Annotated in this window: 13 protein-coding genes and 1 pseudogene; 9 read left to right on the top strand and 5 right to left on the bottom strand. The window is 60.3% G+C overall.

Annotated features, from left to right (window positions below):
* Positions 1–42: 42 nt before the first annotated feature.
* The 7 genes and pseudogenes from ACIPL2_RS10390 to ACIPL2_RS10420 all read left to right on the top strand — a co-directional run.
* Positions 43–384, top strand: a pseudogene (locus tag ACIPL2_RS10390) (PstS family phosphate ABC transporter substrate-binding protein); the annotation flags it as partial.
* A 537-nt stretch (positions 385–921) separates the two neighbouring features.
* Positions 922–2,964 carry an ABC transporter permease subunit gene (locus ACIPL2_RS10395; RefSeq protein ID WP_401356144.1) on the top strand — a complete coding sequence of 681 codons (2,043 nt, stop codon included), beginning with the start codon at positions 922–924 and terminating at the stop codon, positions 2,962–2,964.
* A 6-nt stretch (positions 2,965–2,970) separates the two neighbouring features.
* The gene (gene pstA, locus ACIPL2_RS10400; RefSeq protein WP_401355754.1) at positions 2,971–4,641 is read left to right on the top strand and encodes a phosphate ABC transporter permease PstA; all 1,671 of its coding nucleotides are present in this window, start codon (positions 2,971–2,973) and stop codon (positions 4,639–4,641) included.
* Between the two features lie 193 nt (positions 4,642–4,834).
* Positions 4,835–5,668 carry a phosphate ABC transporter ATP-binding protein PstB gene (pstB, locus tag ACIPL2_RS10405; RefSeq protein ID WP_033059285.1) on the top strand — a complete coding sequence of 278 codons (834 nt, stop codon included), beginning with the start codon at positions 4,835–4,837 and terminating at the stop codon, positions 5,666–5,668.
* 70 nt (positions 5,669–5,738) lie between these two features.
* Positions 5,739–6,500 (top strand): phosphate signaling complex protein PhoU, encoded by a 762-nt coding sequence (gene phoU, locus ACIPL2_RS10410; RefSeq protein WP_059403833.1) that lies wholly within the window; start codon positions 5,739–5,741, stop codon positions 6,498–6,500.
* 167 nt (positions 6,501–6,667) lie between these two features.
* Positions 6,668–7,576, top strand: coding sequence for a response regulator (locus ACIPL2_RS10415; protein WP_401355756.1), 909 nt, complete (start codon positions 6,668–6,670; stop codon positions 7,574–7,576).
* 204 nt (positions 7,577–7,780) lie between these two features.
* Positions 7,781–8,677, top strand: coding sequence for a peptidoglycan DD-metalloendopeptidase family protein (locus ACIPL2_RS10420; protein ID WP_401355758.1), 897 nt, complete (start codon positions 7,781–7,783; stop codon positions 8,675–8,677).
* A 132-nt stretch (positions 8,678–8,809) separates the two neighbouring features.
* On the opposite strand, the gene ACIPL2_RS10425 is transcribed toward ACIPL2_RS10420, so the two are convergent.
* The 3 genes from ACIPL2_RS10425 to phoB all read right to left on the bottom strand — a co-directional run bounded on the left by ACIPL2_RS10425 (position 8,810) and on the right by phoB (position 12,331).
* Positions 8,810–10,150: a hemolysin family protein gene (locus ACIPL2_RS10425; protein ID WP_401355760.1), complete on the bottom strand. Its 1,341-nt coding sequence runs from the start codon at positions 10,148–10,150 to the stop codon at positions 8,810–8,812.
* 123 nt (positions 10,151–10,273) lie between these two features.
* The gene (gene phoR, locus ACIPL2_RS10430; RefSeq protein WP_401356145.1) at positions 10,274–11,560 is read right to left on the bottom strand and encodes a phosphate regulon sensor histidine kinase PhoR; all 1,287 of its coding nucleotides are present in this window, start codon (positions 11,558–11,560) and stop codon (positions 10,274–10,276) included.
* An 81-nt stretch (positions 11,561–11,641) separates the two neighbouring features.
* Complete coding sequence (gene phoB, locus ACIPL2_RS10435; protein WP_008150066.1) at positions 11,642–12,331, bottom strand: phosphate regulon transcriptional regulator PhoB; 690 nt, start codon at positions 12,329–12,331, stop codon at positions 11,642–11,644.
* 153 nt (positions 12,332–12,484) lie between these two features.
* Between phoB and ACIPL2_RS10440 the strand changes: the two genes are divergently transcribed.
* The gene (locus ACIPL2_RS10440; protein WP_401355763.1) at positions 12,485–12,877 is read left to right on the top strand and encodes a hypothetical protein; all 393 of its coding nucleotides are present in this window, start codon (positions 12,485–12,487) and stop codon (positions 12,875–12,877) included.
* 68 nt (positions 12,878–12,945) lie between these two features.
* Here ACIPL2_RS10440 and ubiA read toward each other — a convergent pair whose 3' ends face one another.
* Positions 12,946–13,836, bottom strand: a complete 891-nt coding sequence (gene ubiA / locus ACIPL2_RS10445; RefSeq protein ID WP_401355765.1) for a 4-hydroxybenzoate octaprenyltransferase — start codon at positions 13,834–13,836, stop codon at positions 12,946–12,948.
* On the bottom strand, positions 13,836–14,399 hold the full coding sequence (locus tag ACIPL2_RS10450; protein ID WP_401355767.1) for a chorismate--pyruvate lyase family protein: 564 nt from the start codon (positions 14,397–14,399) through the stop codon (positions 13,836–13,838). Before ACIPL2_RS10450 ends, ubiA begins: the two co-directional genes overlap by 1 nt.
* A gap of 200 nt (positions 14,400–14,599) precedes the next feature.
* On the opposite strand from ACIPL2_RS10450, the gene ACIPL2_RS10455 reads away from it, so the two are divergent.
* A complete protein-coding gene (locus ACIPL2_RS10455) occupies positions 14,600–14,767 on the top strand; it encodes a rubredoxin (protein ID WP_007954349.1) in 168 nt (55 codons plus the stop codon).
* Positions 14,768–14,773 lie beyond the last annotated feature (6 nt).

Consider the following 14,773-nt stretch of genomic DNA (forward strand, 5'->3'; position numbering starts at 1 on the left):
GACAAACCATGTTCGTGTTAGTTCGATCAGTCGTTCTGCTCCTCGCATAACTGCATAGGTTACTCGGGCATCGTCTACAAGACCTCTAGCGTGAAGACCGTGTCCCTGGCCAAGAAAGGCAGCACTGACTTCATCGAAGACACCGAAGAAAACGCCCTGAACGGCAAATACCCGCTGTCGCGTTTCCTCTACGTCTACGTCAACAAAGCCCCGAACAAGCCTCTGGCCCCGCTGGAAGCCGAGTTCGTGAAACTGGTTCTGTCCAAACAGGGCCAGGAAGTTGTGGTGAAAGACGGCTACATCCCACTGCCGGCCAAGGTGGCTGCAAAAGCACTGGCTGACCTGGGTCTCGCGGAAGGCGGCGCTGAAGTCGCAAAAAAGTAAAACCCTAGGCCCGGGGTAAACCCCCGGACCTGTGTGTAGGAGCTGTGTAGGCGCAATGTAGGAGCTGTCGAGTGAAACGAGGCTGCGATCTTTTGATCTGGCTTTGATGAACGGCAAGATCAAAAGATCGCAGCCTCGTTTTACTCGACAGCTCCTACAAAGTGCCTACAGGGTTTTCCACACACACACCCCCAAATTTTCGGTCCACTGCCAGTTCCCACTGGCGGCGGATTTGTTGCGTCACTGCATTGTCATCTTTCTGTCATACAGGATCGCTAGGGTGTGCGAATGAATGATCTGGCCAATTCCACAATGACTACAAATCCCCCCAAGCGAATTGACTTCAATACGCCTGAGTTGCAACGCAAGCGCCGTATTCGCGCGCTCAAAGATCGCCTGACCCGCTGGTACGTCCTCGTGGGCGGCCTGGCCGTTCTCGGCGCGATCACGCTGATCTTTTTCTTCCTTGCCTACGTCGTCGCGCCGCTGTTCCAGGGTGCGAGCCTGACCGCCAAGGACGCCATCACGCCGGCCTGGATGCAAGACGCCGGCAAGCCGTTGATGATCTCCCTGGAAGAGCAGAACCAGGTCGCCATGCGGGTTTCCGACAAGGGCCAGGCGCTGTTCTTCGATATCGACAGTGGCGCTGAACTCAAGCGCGTCGATCTGCCGATCCCGGCCGGCACTACCGTGACCGCCATCGCCGAAGACCAACCGGGCCATCCATTAGTTGCGGTGGGCTTGTCCAACGGTCAGGCACTGGTGTTCCGCCACACGTATAAAGTCAGCTACCCGGACGGCAAGAAGACTATCTCGCCGGCCGTCGAGTACCCGTACGGCGAAACGCCTATCGCGCTGAACGAGGCCGGCGGTGCGTTGGAACATGTCAGCCTGAATGCCACGGACACCACGCTGATGTTGGTCGGCTCTACCGGTTCACAACTCAATGTGCTTTCGCTGACCAGCGAAGAAAACATGATGACCGGCGAAATCACCAACGAGCAGAAGCGTATCGATCTGCCGCAGATGACCGAGCCGGTGAAGAACATCTTCGTCGACCCGCGTCAGCAGTGGCTGTACGTGATTAACGGGCGTGCCCAGGCCGACGTGTTCAGCCTGCGCGACAAAAGCCTCAACGGTCGCTACAAACTGCTGGAAAACGGCGATGCCGAAATTACCGCCAGTACCCAACTGGTGGGCGGTATCTCGCTGATCCTCGGCGACTCCAAGGGTGGCCTGGCCCAGTGGTTCATGGCCCGCGATCCGGATGGCGAACTGCGTTTGAAGCAGATCCGCACCTTCCAGATGGGCACCACCCCGATCGTTGAAATCACTGCCGAAGAACGCCGCAAGGGCTTCCTTGCCCTCGACGCCTCCGGCAAGCTCGGCGTGTTCCACAGCACCGCCCACCGCACGTTGCTGGTGGATCAGGTTTCTGAAGGTCAGGGCGTTTTCGGTCTGTCGCCACGGGCCAACCGCGTGATCGTCGAAGCCGGCGGCAAGCTGCATCCACTGCTGCTGGACAACCCGCACCCGGAAGTTTCCTGGAGCGCGTTGTGGAGCAAGGTCTGGTACGAGAACTACGACGAGCCTAAATACGTCTGGCAATCGACCGCCGCCAACACCGATTTCGAACCCAAGCTGAGCTTGTCGCCGCTGACCTTCGGTACGCTCAAAGCTGCGTTCTACGCCATGCTGCTGGCCGCGCCACTGGCCGTTGCCGCTGCGATCTACACCGCGTACTTCATGGCTCCGGGCATGCGCCGCAAGGTCAAGCCGGTGATCGAGCTGATGGAAGCGATGCCGACGGTGATCCTCGGTTTCTTCGCCGGCCTGTTCCTTGCTCCCTATGTGGAAGGGCACTTGCCGGGCATCTTCAGCCTGCTGATGCTCTTGCCGATCGGCATTCTGGTGGCCGGTTTCGTCTTCAGCCGCCTGCCTGAATCGATCCGCCTGAAAGTGCCGGACGGCTGGGAAAGCGCGATCCTGATTCCAGTGATCCTGTTTGTGGGCTGGCTGTCGCTGTACATGAGCCCGTACATGGAAACCTGGTTCTTCGGCGGCGACATGCGCATGTGGATTTCCCACGACCTGGGCATCACCTACGACCAGCGCAACGCACTGGTGGTCGGTCTGGCCATGGGCTTCGCGGTGATTCCGAACATCTACTCCATCGCCGAAGACGCCGTGTTCAGCGTGCCTCGCGGCTTGACCCTCGGCTCCCTGGCCCTCGGTGCCACGCCGTGGCAGACCATGACACGGGTGGTGATCCTCACCGCCAGCCCGGGCATCTTCTCGGCGTTGATGATCGGCATGGGCCGTGCGGTCGGTGAAACGATGATCGTGCTGATGGCCACCGGTAACACCCCGGTCATGGAAATGAACCTGTTCGAAGGCCTGCGCACACTGGCTGCCAACGTCGCGGTGGAAATGCCCGAATCGGAAGTCGGCGGCAGCCACTACCGCGTGCTATTCCTCTCGGCGCTGGTGCTGCTGTTGTTCACCTTCGTCATGAACACCCTCGCGGAACTGATTCGTCAGCGTCTGCGCAAGAAATACTCGTCGCTTTATGAAAGGTAGAAGTCTGTGAAACAGAACTCCCTGAATGGATGGTTCAAGAGCGGCGCCCCCGGCGTCTGGATCAGCGGTGGCGCGGTGTCCATCGCGGTCATCATGACCATTGGCCTGCTGGCAGTGATTGCCGTGCGTGGCCTGGGTCACTTTTGGCCGGCGGACCTGATACACGCCAGCTACGACGTCCCGGGCCAGGCCAATCACCTGGTCATCGGCGAAGTGGTGCAGAAAGAAGAAGTGCCGCGTGAGCGCCTGAAAAGCGCTGGCCTGCCGGTGCCCGATCAGGGCCCGGAGTTCATGACCCGCGAGCTGATCAAAGTCGGCAACCGTGACCTGAACGGCAACGACTTCACCTGGATCGTCGGCGAGTGGCTGACCAACCAGAAAACGCCACCCGAACTGATGGCCATCGAGCGTCGCGAGTGGGGCAATTTCTACGGCTACCTGGTTAACGTCAAACAGGACGGCAAGGTCATCGCGGAAGGCGAGGCCGCATGGCCAGAGCTGCAGGCGCGGGTGGATCGCGTCAACAAGCTCGCGGCACAGCTCAAGACCCTGGAAAAAGTCGACATCGGCGCGATCAACGCCGGCCTCGAACGCATCCGCCTGCACAGTCGCAAACTGGAACTGGCAGGCCAACTCGACGCCACCGCACAAGCGGACATGGAATCCGAGCGCGCCGAGCTGAACGCGCGTTATCAGGACATCGAAGCACGCCTGAGCGACCTGCACGCCCAATTCAACCGCGACAGCCTCACCGCTCGCGATGCCAACGGCAAAGAACTCGAAATCGGCATCGGCAAAGTGGTTCACGCCTACCAGCCAAACGCGATGGGCACCTTTACCAAGATTGGTTTCTACTTCAGCAAGATGTGGGAATTCCTCAGCGATGACCCGCGTGAGGCGAACACCGAAGGCGGGATCTTCCCGGCCATCTTCGGCACCGTGATGATGACCCTGATCATGGCCATGATCGTCACCCCGTTCGGTGTATTGGCGGCGGTTTACCTGCGCGAATATGCCAAGCAGAACGTGTTGACCCGGATTATCCGCATCGCCGTGAACAACCTGGCGGGCGTTCCGGCGATCGTCTACGGGGTGTTCGGCCTGGGTTTCTTCGTTTATGTACTGGGCGGCTCGGTCGACCGCTTGTTCTTCCCTGAAGCGTTGCCAGCACCGACCTTCGGTACGCCGGGCCTGCTTTGGGCTTCCCTGACCCTGGCGCTGCTGGCGGTGCCGGTGGTGATCGTGGCTACTGAGGAAGGACTGGCGCGGATTCCTCGCACCGTGCGTGAAGGCTCGTTGGCCCTCGGCGCGACCAAGGCGGAAACCTTGTGGAAGATCGTGCTGCCGATGGCCAGCCCGGCGATGATGACCGGGATGATCCTCGCCGTGGCTCGCGCCGCCGGTGAAGTGGCGCCGCTGATGCTGGTGGGCGTGGTGAAACTGGCGCCGTCGCTGCCGGTGGATGGCAACTACCCGTACTTGCACCTGGACCAGAAGATCATGCACTTGGGCTTCCACATCTATGACGTCGGCTTCCAGAGCCCGAACGTCGAAGCCGCGCGGCCGCTGGTGTACGCCACGGCGCTGCTGCTGGTGCTGGTGATCGCGACGTTGAACCTGTCGGCGGTGTGGATTCGTAACCACCTGCGTGAAAAATACAAAGCGCTGGATAGTTAAGTTAATAGGCAGGCGCGGTCCCTTGTGGGAGCGGGCTTGCTCGCGAAAGCGGTGGGTCAGGCAACATTGATGTTGAATGTGATGGCCTCTTCGCGAGCAAGCCCGCTCCCACATTGATCGGCGTTTACCGGAATATTGATGGGGCAGCCACAAGGGCGTCCCGAACCGAATTTGTTAGCACAGGGAGCCTCCCATGCAGCACGAAGCACACACCCACGGCATCAACATGTCTGCCCTGGGCCGCGACAAACAGAGCTTGAGCCTCGAGCAGGAAACTGTCGCTATCGAAGTGCCAGGCCTGAGCCTGTTCTACGGCGACAAACAAGCGCTGTATGACGTCAGCATGAACATTCCGAAACAGCGCGTGACCGCCTTCATCGGCCCGTCCGGCTGCGGCAAGTCCACGCTGCTGCGTACGTTCAACCGCATGAACGACCTGGTGGACGGTTGCCGCGTCGAAGGCGAAATCAACCTGTACGGCAACAACATCTACCGCAAGGGCGAAGACGTGGCCGAGCTGCGTCGTCGCGTCGGCATGGTGTTCCAGAAGCCGAACCCGTTCCCGAAAACCATCTACGAGAACGTGGTCTACGGCCTGCGCATCCAGGGCATCAACAAGAAGCGCATCCTCGACGAAGCCGTCGAGTGGGCACTGAAAGGCGCGGCGTTGTGGGACGAGGTCAAAGACCGTCTGCATGAATCGGCACTCGGCCTGTCCGGTGGTCAACAGCAACGTCTGGTGATCGCTCGCACCATCGCCGTGGAGCCGGAAGTGTTGCTGCTCGACGAACCGTGCTCGGCACTCGACCCGATCTCGACACTGAAAGTCGAAGAGCTGATCTACGAACTTAAATCGAAGTTCACCATCGTCATCGTGACCCACAACATGCAACAGGCCGCGCGGGTTTCCGACTACACGGCGTTCATGTACATGGGCAAACTGGTGGAATTCGGCGACACCGACACCCTGTTCACCAATCCGGCGAAGAAGCAGACCGAAGACTACATCACCGGTCGCTACGGCTAGGAGCTGTGGTTGCTGATTGAACTGACGCTGCGGTCCACCGCACCTTACCGGACGCTCCAAGGACGCCAACATGATTAGTAAAGAAGGCCTTACCCATCACATCTCCGCGCAGTTCAACGCTGAGCTCGAGGAAGTGCGCAGCCACCTCCTGGCCATGGGCGGGCTGGTTGAAAAGCAAGTCAACGACGCGGTCACCGCGCTGATCGAGGCCGATTCCGGCCTGGCCCAGCAGGTTCGTGAGATCGATGACCAGATCAATCAGATGGAACGCAACATCGACGAAGAATGCCTGCGCATTCTGGCCCGTCGTCAGCCGGCGGCGTCTGACTTGCGCCTGATCATCAGCATCTCCAAGTCGGTGATCGACCTGGAGCGCATCGGTGACGAATCCACCAAGATCGCCCGCCGCGCCATCCAGTTGTGCGAAGAAGGCGAAGCCCCGCGCGGTTACGTCGAGGTGCGCCACATCGGCGACCAGGTGCGCAACATGGTGCGCGACGCACTGGACGCCTTTGCCCGTTTCGACGCTGACCTGGCGTTGTCGGTGGCGCAGTACGACAAGATCATCGACCGCGAATACAAGACCGCCCTGCGTGAGCTGGCCACCTACATGATGGAAGACCCGCGCTCTATCTCGCGGGTCTTGAGCATTATTTGGGTCCTGCGTTCCCTGGAGCGGATCGGCGACCACGCGCGCAACATCTCGGAGCTGGTGATCTACCTGGTGCGCGGCACCGACGTACGTCACCTGGGCCTCAAACGCATGAAAGAAGAAGTTGAAGGCACAAGTGGCGAAAGCGCTAATGTTCCGGGCAAAGTTGACGATAAGTAAGATTGCCTGAGAAAAGCGCCCGGCCTTTTGGCCGGGCGTTTTTGTTTGCGGTTTGTGAAGTCGACAGCAGCACCCGCGAACGTAAAGTCCCGGCGTGACTGAAGGTTTTTGGCAATGTGCCATCAGTAAGACGGTATGCTTGCCGGGATTTTTTAAAGGGGTGATGGATGAGTAAGGTCAGTGTGTTGGTCGTGGACGATGCGTCGTTCATCCGTGACCTGGTGAAGAAGTGCCTGCGCAACTACTTCCCGGGGATCCGGATCGAAGACGCGGTCAATGGCAAGAAGGCTCAGTCGCTGCTGGCGCGGGAAGCGTTCGACCTGGTGCTGTGCGACTGGGAAATGCCGGAAATGTCTGGCCTGGAACTGCTGACCTGGTGCCGCGAGCAGGACAACCTCAAGACCATGCCGTTCGTGATGGTGACCAGCCGTGGCGACAAAGAGAACGTCGTGCAGGCGATCCAGGCCGGGGTTTCCGGTTACGTCAGCAAGCCGTTCACCAACGAGCAACTGCTGACCAAGGTCAAGCAGGCGCTGAACAAGGTCGGCAAGCTCGACACCTTGATGAACAGCGCGCCGACCAAGATGAACTCGGCGTTCGGTAACGATTCCCTGAGCGCATTGACGGGTGGCAAGGCTGCCGTGGTCGCACCTGCCCCGGCCCCGGCTGCCGCACCGTCCCGTGGCTTGCTCAACAGCCCGCCGGTCAAGGCGCCAGTCGCCACCGCCGGGCCAACCAGCGGTCGTGGCCAGGGCCAGCTGCGCCTGCCCAATGGCATTCAGCAATGCGTGATCAAAGCCTTGAGCCTCAAGGAAGCGTTGCTGGTGGTGAAACGCACCGACAACCTGCCGCAAGTGCTCGACAGCGCCGTGCTCGACCTGGAACAGGGCGACAACGCTGAAGTCGCCCGCCTTAACGGCTACCTGCACGCGATCGTCGCCCATGAGCAGAAGCCTGACAGCGAATGGCTGCAACTGACCTTCCGGTTCGTCGATCAGGATGCACAGAAGCTCGACTACATCTCCCGCCTGATCGCCCGTGGCACGGCGCAGAAGCATTTCGTTCCAGGCGCGTGATCTTCGTCGCCTGACAGTCCGTCTTCGCGGGCAAGCCTCGCTCCTACAAGCGGTGAACCTGTAGGAGCGAGGCTTGCTCGCGAAGGGGCCCTCGAACTCACCACACATCCGTTGCCCCCGCCATTTTGAAACATCTGCCGGCTACCCGGGTCCATTGCAGCTGCTAGGCTCCTTCCCAGGCCTTACTCGACAGACTCTTTGCCCATGCTCGCGCGCCTGCTGTTTTTCTGTGGTCTCTTCATGGCCTCCACCTCGGCTGTGGCCATGACGATCTACAAGTCCACCGACGCCAATGGCGTGGTCTCCTACAGTGACCGCCCCACGAAGGGTTCCCAGGTGTTCGTTTTTCGCGATCGCATGGTCGAGCACCTTGAGCGTCAGGTGTACCTCGATATCAAGAAGCAGAAGGGCATGGACAGCGTGTACGTGCGCAATGACCTGTATGCACCCGTCGAGATCGAGTTGAGTTTCACCGGGTTGAAGAACGTCAGTGGCGCGCCGAGCCGACCGATTCGCCGGGTGATGCCGGCCCGCAGCAACATTCGTCTGGCGCTGCTCACGGCGACTCAGGCGGGAAGGCCGCTCGTGTACGCGCCAACGTTTGAATATTCCCTGGGCGACCCCTCAGGCGCCGCCATGGCCTATCGATACCCGTTGCCCTGGCGGGGTGGGCCGTTTCGCTTGAGTCAGGGTGCCAATGGCCAATACAGCCACTTCGGCCCTAAAAGCCGTTACGCCATGGACATCGCCATGCCCGAGGGCACGCCGATCATCGCTGCGCGTGGCGGGGTGGTGGTGAAAACCGAGAACGCCCAGACCGGGCGCGGCACCGATCCGTCGGGCAACTTCGTGCGGGTGCTGCACGATGACGGGACCATGGGCGTGTACCTGCACCTCAAGCAAGGTTCGGTGAGCGTTCGCGAGGGGCAACGAGTGGCAGTGGGCAGTGCGTTGGCGCTGTCGGGCAATACCGGCAACAGCAGCGGGCCGCACCTGCATTTCGTGGTGCAGCGCAATACGGGGTTGGGGCTGGTGTCGATTCCGTACCAGTTCAATCAACCGGTGGGGGCGCTGCCCAACTTTGCGTTGGGCAAGCAATGATGGGTTGCCTGGTCTGACGCTTTCGCGGGCAAGCCTCGCTCCTACAGGATTTGTGTCGTTCGCGCACGACGATAACCCTGTAGGAGCGAGGCTTGCCCGCGAAGGGATCGACTCGGTTTAAGCCCGAGGGACTTAATCCAGCATCAACACCTTGGCCAAAATGATCTTCGGCCCTTTCATCTTCTTGATGATGATCCGCAAACCTTCGACTTCCAGCACTTCTTCCTCTTCCGGCACCCGTTTCAGGGTTTCGTAGACCAGCCCGGCGAGGGTTTCCGCCTCGACGTGGTCCAGGTCGATGCCCAACAGACGTTCAACCTTGAACAACGGCGTATCGCCGCGCACCAGCAGCTTGCCCGGCTGGTACGCGAGGATCCCGCGCTCAGCCTTGCGGTGTTCGTCCTGAATATCGCCGACCAGCACTTCCAGCACGTCTTCCATGGTCAGGTAGCCAATGATGTTGCCATCAGCCTCTTCGACCAGCGCGAAGTGCGAACCGCCCTTGCGGAACTGTTCCAGCAACTGCGACAGCGGCAGGTGGCGCGACACGCGTTCCAGCGGCCGGGTCAGTTCGGCGAGGTTGAACGACTCGGGAATGTGGTCCAGAGCCGCCAGTTCCAGCAGCAAATCCTTGATGTGCAGCAGGCCAACGAACTCCTGACGATCGCTGTCGTACACCGGATAACGGCTGAACTTGTGGCGACGGAACATCGCCAGGATTTCCTTCAGCGGCGCATTGAACTCCAGCGTCACCAGGTCTTCCCGGGAGTTGGCCCAGTCGACCACTTCCAGCTCGCCCATTTCCACCGCCGAGGCCAACACACGCATGCCCTGGTCGCTCGGGTCCTGGCCACGGCTGGAGTGCAGGATCAGTTTCAGTTCTTCACGGCTGTAATGGTGCTCGTGATGAGGGCCGGGTTCACCTTGGCCAGCAATGCGCAGAATGGTGTTGGCACTGGCGTTGAGCAGGTAAATGGCCGGGTACATGGCCCAGTAGAACAGGTACAGCGGCACGGCTGTCCAGAGCGACAGCAGCTCGGGTTTGCGGATGGCCCAGGATTTCGGGGCCAGCTCACCGACCACGATGTGCAGGTACGAGATGACAAAGAACGCGGCGAAGAACGACACGCCCTTGATCACTTCGGCCGACTGCACGCCAACGGCTTCCAGCAGCGGTTCGAGGATGTGCGCGAACGCCGGTTCACCGACCCAGCCCAGGCCCAGGGAAGCGAGGGTGATACCCAACTGGCACGCCGACAGGTAAGCATCGAGCTGACTGTGCACGGTGCGCAGGATGTGTCCGCGCCAGCCGTTTTTATCCGCGATGGCCTCGACCCGGGTCGAACGCAATTTGACCATGGCGAATTCCGCCGCAACGAAAAAACCGTTGAGCAAAACCAGGATCAGAGCAAAAAGAATCATGCCGAAATCGGCGAAGAGTGTCGCGAGGGTCAAGCCAGGGGATGGGTCCATGATGGAGTTTTGCGGTTTCCGTGTATTCAAAAAAGAGGGAAATGCGGTGCCTGAAAGGCAGGCACAAGTCAGCCAATGTAGCGGCTGACATGTCAATTGCCTAGTGGCGCGTGCTGGCCGGTATCAGTCGGCGGCGCTGATAACCCGGGATTTGGTGACCTGGGCCGGGGCAAAATGGCAGGTAAACGTGCTGCCGTGGCCCGGCACACTGCTGATTTCCATCCGTGCCCTGTGACGCAGCAGCACGTGTTTGACGATTGCCAGCCCCAGGCCCGTGCCGCCGGTGTTGGAGTTGCGGCTGGAGTCGACGCGGTAGAAACGTTCGGTCAGGCGCGGCAAGTGTTTGCTGTCGATGCCGATCCCGGAATCCTGCACGCTCAGGTGCGCGCCTTGCTCATCGCCCCACCAGCGAATGCGGATATTGCCTTCGGCCGGGGTGTATTTCACCGCGTTGAACACCAGGTTGGAAAACGCGCTGCGCAATTCGGCTTCGCTGCCCTTGAGCAAAATCGTCGGATCGGCTTCCAGGGTGATCTTCTGATTGCGCTGGGCCGACAACTGCTGCGCGTCACTCTTGATCGATTGCAGCAAGCCGTCGATGGCGACCGGCTGGTTGTCCGACGGGTAGTCGGTGGCTTCCAGTTTGGCCAACAGCAGCAGGTCATTGAGCAACGTCTGCATGCGCCCGCCTTGCTGCTGCATTTGCTGCAGGGCACGGGTCCAGCGCGGGTTCACTTCCTCGACGTTGTCGAGCAGGGTTTCCAGGTAACCGCAAATCACCGTCAGCGGCGTGCGCAGCTCATGGGACACGTTGGCGATGAAGTCTTTGCGCATCTGTTCCAGCTGATGGATACGCGTGACGTCGCGCACCAGCATCAAGTGTTCGTTGTTGCCGTAGCGGGTGATGTACAGCTGAATGCGCAGGCGATCGTTGATCGGAGAAGGGATTTCCAGTGGTTCGGCGTAGCTGTCCTGCTCGAAGTATTCCTTGAAGCGCGGATGGCGCACCAGGTTGGTGACCGGCTGGCCGCTGTCTTGCGGCGTCTTGAGGCCGAGGAGGGTTTCGGCGGCGCGGTTCCACCATTCCAGGTTGCCGTCGCTGTCGAGCATGATCACCGCGTCTTTCAACGCGGCGGTGGACTCCTGGACCCGGTCGATCACCGCTTGCAGGCGCCCGCGAACGCGTTGGTCGCGGCGTTGCAGGTGGTAGATGCTGTCGAACACTTCGCCCCACAGGCCATAGCCATCGGGCGGTGCTTCATCGGGTTTATGCAGGCGCAGCCATTCGTGCATGCGCAGCAGTTGCTTGAGGGTCCAGGCCAGGTAAAGGCCCAGGCCGACCGCCAGGCTCCAGCCGTAATAGCCAGTGATCAGGCCGATCACGAAACAGCCGGTCACCAGCAAAAGCATGTGGCGAATCAGGGTGCCATGCCAGTTTTGGTTCACTTGAACACGCGTCCTTGTCAGCTGGTCGGGCGGTACAGGTCCCGATCAGGCTTTGGTGGAAAAGCGATAACCGGTGCCGCGCACGGTTTGTACCAGATTTTCGTAGGCATCGCCGAGGGCTTTGCGCAGGCGTCGGATGTGCACGTCGACGGTGCGTTCTTCGACATAGACGTTGCCGCCCCAGACCTGATCCAGCAACTGGCCACGGGTGTAGGCGCGTTCCTGGTGGGTCATGAAGAATTGCAGCAGACGGTATTCGGTCGGGCCCATTTCGGCAGGTTTGCCGTCGATGGTCACGCGATGGCTGATCGGGTCCAGCAGCAGGCCGCCTACTTCGATCGGCGTTTCACCATCGGTAGGCCCGGCGCGGCGCAGTACGGCCTTGAGGCGGGCCACCAGCTCACGCGGGGAAAAAGGTTTGGTGATGTAGTCGTCAGCGCCGACTTCCAGGCCCTGGATCTTGTTGTCCTCTTCGCCCTTGGCGGTGAGCATGATGATCGGGATGTCCCCGGTCAGCTCATCGCGCTTGAGGCGACGAGCCAACTCGATGCCGGAAGTGCCGGGCAGCATCCAGTCGAGCAGGATCAGGTCCGGCTTGCGGTCGACGATGATGGCGTGGGCCTGCTGGGAGTTCTCCGCCTCCAGGCAGTCATAGCCGGCCATTTCCAACGCAACGGCGATCATTTCGCGAATGGGCGCTTCGTCGTCGACGATCAGAATGCTCCTGCCAACCATGCCTTTAATCCTCTTGTCATTTAACTGTCTTGCGCCGCATTAGATAACGGAATTATTGCAGTCGTGTGACAGTATTTTAGTCGTCCGGCGATTGTCATGATCCTGAACTAAGCTCTAAGTCCGAATCCTGACAACCACAAAAGGAAGGTTTCCATGAAGCGATACCCGCAATCCTTCAAAGCGCTGGTGCTGGCTGCTGCTCTGGCTCTGCCGGGAATGGCCTTCGCGGCCGAGCCGGTGATGATGAAAGACGGTGTGATGGCCGACCATAAGGGCATGACCCTGTACACCTTCGACAAGGACACTGGCGGCAAGTCGGTGTGCACCGGTGAGTGTGCAGAGCACTGGCCGCCGTTCAAGGCAGAAGCGGGTGCCAAGGCCGAAGGCAAATGGTCGGTCGTCAAGCGTGACGATGGCACGATGCAGTGGGCCTATGACGGCAAGCCGCTGTACTACTTCGTGAAGGACAAAAAACCTGGCGACAAGGAAGGCGACAAAATGAAGGACGTCTGGCACGTCATCACCAACTCCGGGCCGAAAATGTAAGCGATTTCCAAAACCTCAAGCCTCGCCCCGTGTAGGAGCGAGGCTTGCCCGCGAAGGCGCCAGCCGCCTCAACGCATTCCATAATCCAAAACAATCCCCACAAAAATCGCCAATCCAGCCCAATGGTTGTGCAAAAACGCCTTGAAGCAGCGCATCCGGTCCTTGCCGCGGGTGTACCAGAACTCCCACACAAAACAGCCCGCCGCCGTCAACAAGCCGAGATGGAACCAGCCGCCGAGCTCGAATTTCGACCCGGCCAGCAGCAGGCAACCCAGCGCCAACCCTTGCAGGGTCAGGATGATCACCCGGTCCGCGTCGCCAAACAGAATCGCGGTGGATTTCACCCCGATCTTCAAATCGTCGTCGCGATCTGTCATCGCGTAATACGTGTCGTAGCCCACCGTCCACAGCAGATTGGCGATCCACAGCAACCACGCCGCCGCCGGCAGCTCGCCGGTTTCGGCAGTGAACGCCATCGGCATGCCCCAGGAAAACGCCGCGCCCAGCACCACTTGCGGGTAATAGGTGTAGCGCTTCATGAACGGATAACTGAAGGCCAGCGCCAAACCACCCAACGACAGCCAGACCGTCTTCGCATTGGTGCACAGCACCAGCAGGAAGCTCACGCCCATCAGCAGCGCGAAGAACACCAACGCTTCCTTGGAGCTGATTTTGCCGCTCACCAAGGGCCGCTGCTCGGTGCGTTTGACGTAACCGTCGACCTTGCGGTCCGCCCAATCGTTGATCACGCAGCCGCCGGCGCGGGTCAGCACCACGCCGAGGACGAAAATCACGATATTGGCCAGGGACGGCGAACCTTTACCGGCAATCCACAGCGCCCACAGCGTCGGCCATAGCAACAGATAGATGCCGATCGGCTTGTCCATGCGGGTCAGCTGAATGAAATCCCAGGCCCGTGGATTCAAGCGGTTCAGGGACTTGAGCAGGCTCTGGTACATCAGCAATTCTCCGGATGGGCGCGGGTGGCGAGCCACAAGGTCGGCAAGAACACTTCAGCCACCAGCACGCTCAAGGCACCACGGTCGAAGCGCGAACGGCGGCCCCACAGCTCGGGCGCTCGGGATTCCGTCGGCAGCCATTCCTGAGGATAGTGACAAACCTCGATGGCGCGGCGCTGGAACGCTTGATCGCAGAACAGCAACTCGCCCAACGAACGGCTGCCCAACTCGTCCATGTGCAATCCATCGCCCTGCAAGGCACTGCGCGCCGCTACGCTGCGGGCAAACACCCACGCCTCGCCATGACCGCGCAGGTACACCTCACGCACCCAGCCTTCGCTGCCTTCGGCCAGGTCGAGCGCGGCACATTCGTCGGCGCGCAGGGGCTGCCAGCCTTCGAACAGCGGCGTGACGCTGAAACCGTCATTCGACAAACGGATCAGCCGTCGCGTCAGCGAGCCTTCGTCGAACAACCAGTCGAGGGTAGACGCGTCGGGGAGGGGAGCGAGCAGGCTTCGGGAGAGCCAGTGCGGGGCCGTGCGGGAGAGAGTTGAGTGCGGCACAGTGAGTCATTATTGGCAGCAAATGAGGCGGCGAGCTTACCATGTCAGCTCATTATTTTGAGTGATATGGCCGCGCGTTGCGTCGAACAGGCTTGCATCTGCCCGTCCCCATCAGTACAAAACGCCCTGAGCCGGACGGCAGCGCTTTACCCATCGACCGTTCGCGCCAGTAAAAGCCTGAATCCTGAGGATGTACCTGAATGAAAAAGTGGCAATGTGTGGTCTGCGGCCTGATCTATAACGAAGCCGACGGCTGGCCGGATGACGGCATTGCGCCTGGCACCCTGTGGCAGGACGTACCGGAAGACTGGCTGTGCCCGGACTGCGGCGTGGGCAAGATGGATTTCGAAATGATTGAAATCAACTAAGACATT

It is taken from the genome of Pseudomonas sp. NPDC086251 (genome assembly GCF_044746405.1).
In the GTDB taxonomy this organism is placed as follows: Bacteria; Pseudomonadota; Gammaproteobacteria; order Pseudomonadales; family Pseudomonadaceae; genus Aquipseudomonas.

What these genes read in the sequence shown, in the direction of transcription:
- ACIPL2_RS10455 (WP_007954349.1), top strand. Translation starts at nt 14,600, where the DNA reads ATGAAAAAGTGGCAATGTGTGGTCTGCGGCCTGATCTATAACGAAGCC.
- phoB (WP_008150066.1), bottom strand. Translation starts at nt 12,331, where the DNA reads ATGGTTGGCAGGAGCATTCTGATCGTCGACGACGAAGCGCCCATTCGC.
- ACIPL2_RS10395 (WP_401356144.1), top strand. Translation starts at nt 922, where the DNA reads ATGCAAGACGCCGGCAAGCCGTTGATGATCTCCCTGGAAGAGCAGAAC.
- pstB (WP_033059285.1), top strand. Translation starts at nt 4,835, where the DNA reads ATGCAGCACGAAGCACACACCCACGGCATCAACATGTCTGCCCTGGGC.
- ACIPL2_RS10420 (WP_401355758.1), top strand. Translation starts at nt 7,781, where the DNA reads ATGCTCGCGCGCCTGCTGTTTTTCTGTGGTCTCTTCATGGCCTCCACC.
- phoR (WP_401356145.1), bottom strand. Translation starts at nt 11,560, where the DNA reads ATGCTTTTGCTGGTGACCGGCTGTTTCGTGATCGGCCTGATCACTGGC.
- ACIPL2_RS10415 (WP_401355756.1), top strand. Translation starts at nt 6,668, where the DNA reads ATGAGTAAGGTCAGTGTGTTGGTCGTGGACGATGCGTCGTTCATCCGT.
- ACIPL2_RS10425 (WP_401355760.1), bottom strand. Translation starts at nt 10,150, where the DNA reads ATGGACCCATCCCCTGGCTTGACCCTCGCGACACTCTTCGCCGATTTC.
- ubiA (WP_401355765.1), bottom strand. Translation starts at nt 13,836, where the DNA reads ATGTACCAGAGCCTGCTCAAGTCCCTGAACCGCTTGAATCCACGGGCC.
- ACIPL2_RS10440 (WP_401355763.1), top strand. Translation starts at nt 12,485, where the DNA reads ATGAAGCGATACCCGCAATCCTTCAAAGCGCTGGTGCTGGCTGCTGCT.
- phoU (WP_059403833.1), top strand. Translation starts at nt 5,739, where the DNA reads ATGATTAGTAAAGAAGGCCTTACCCATCACATCTCCGCGCAGTTCAAC.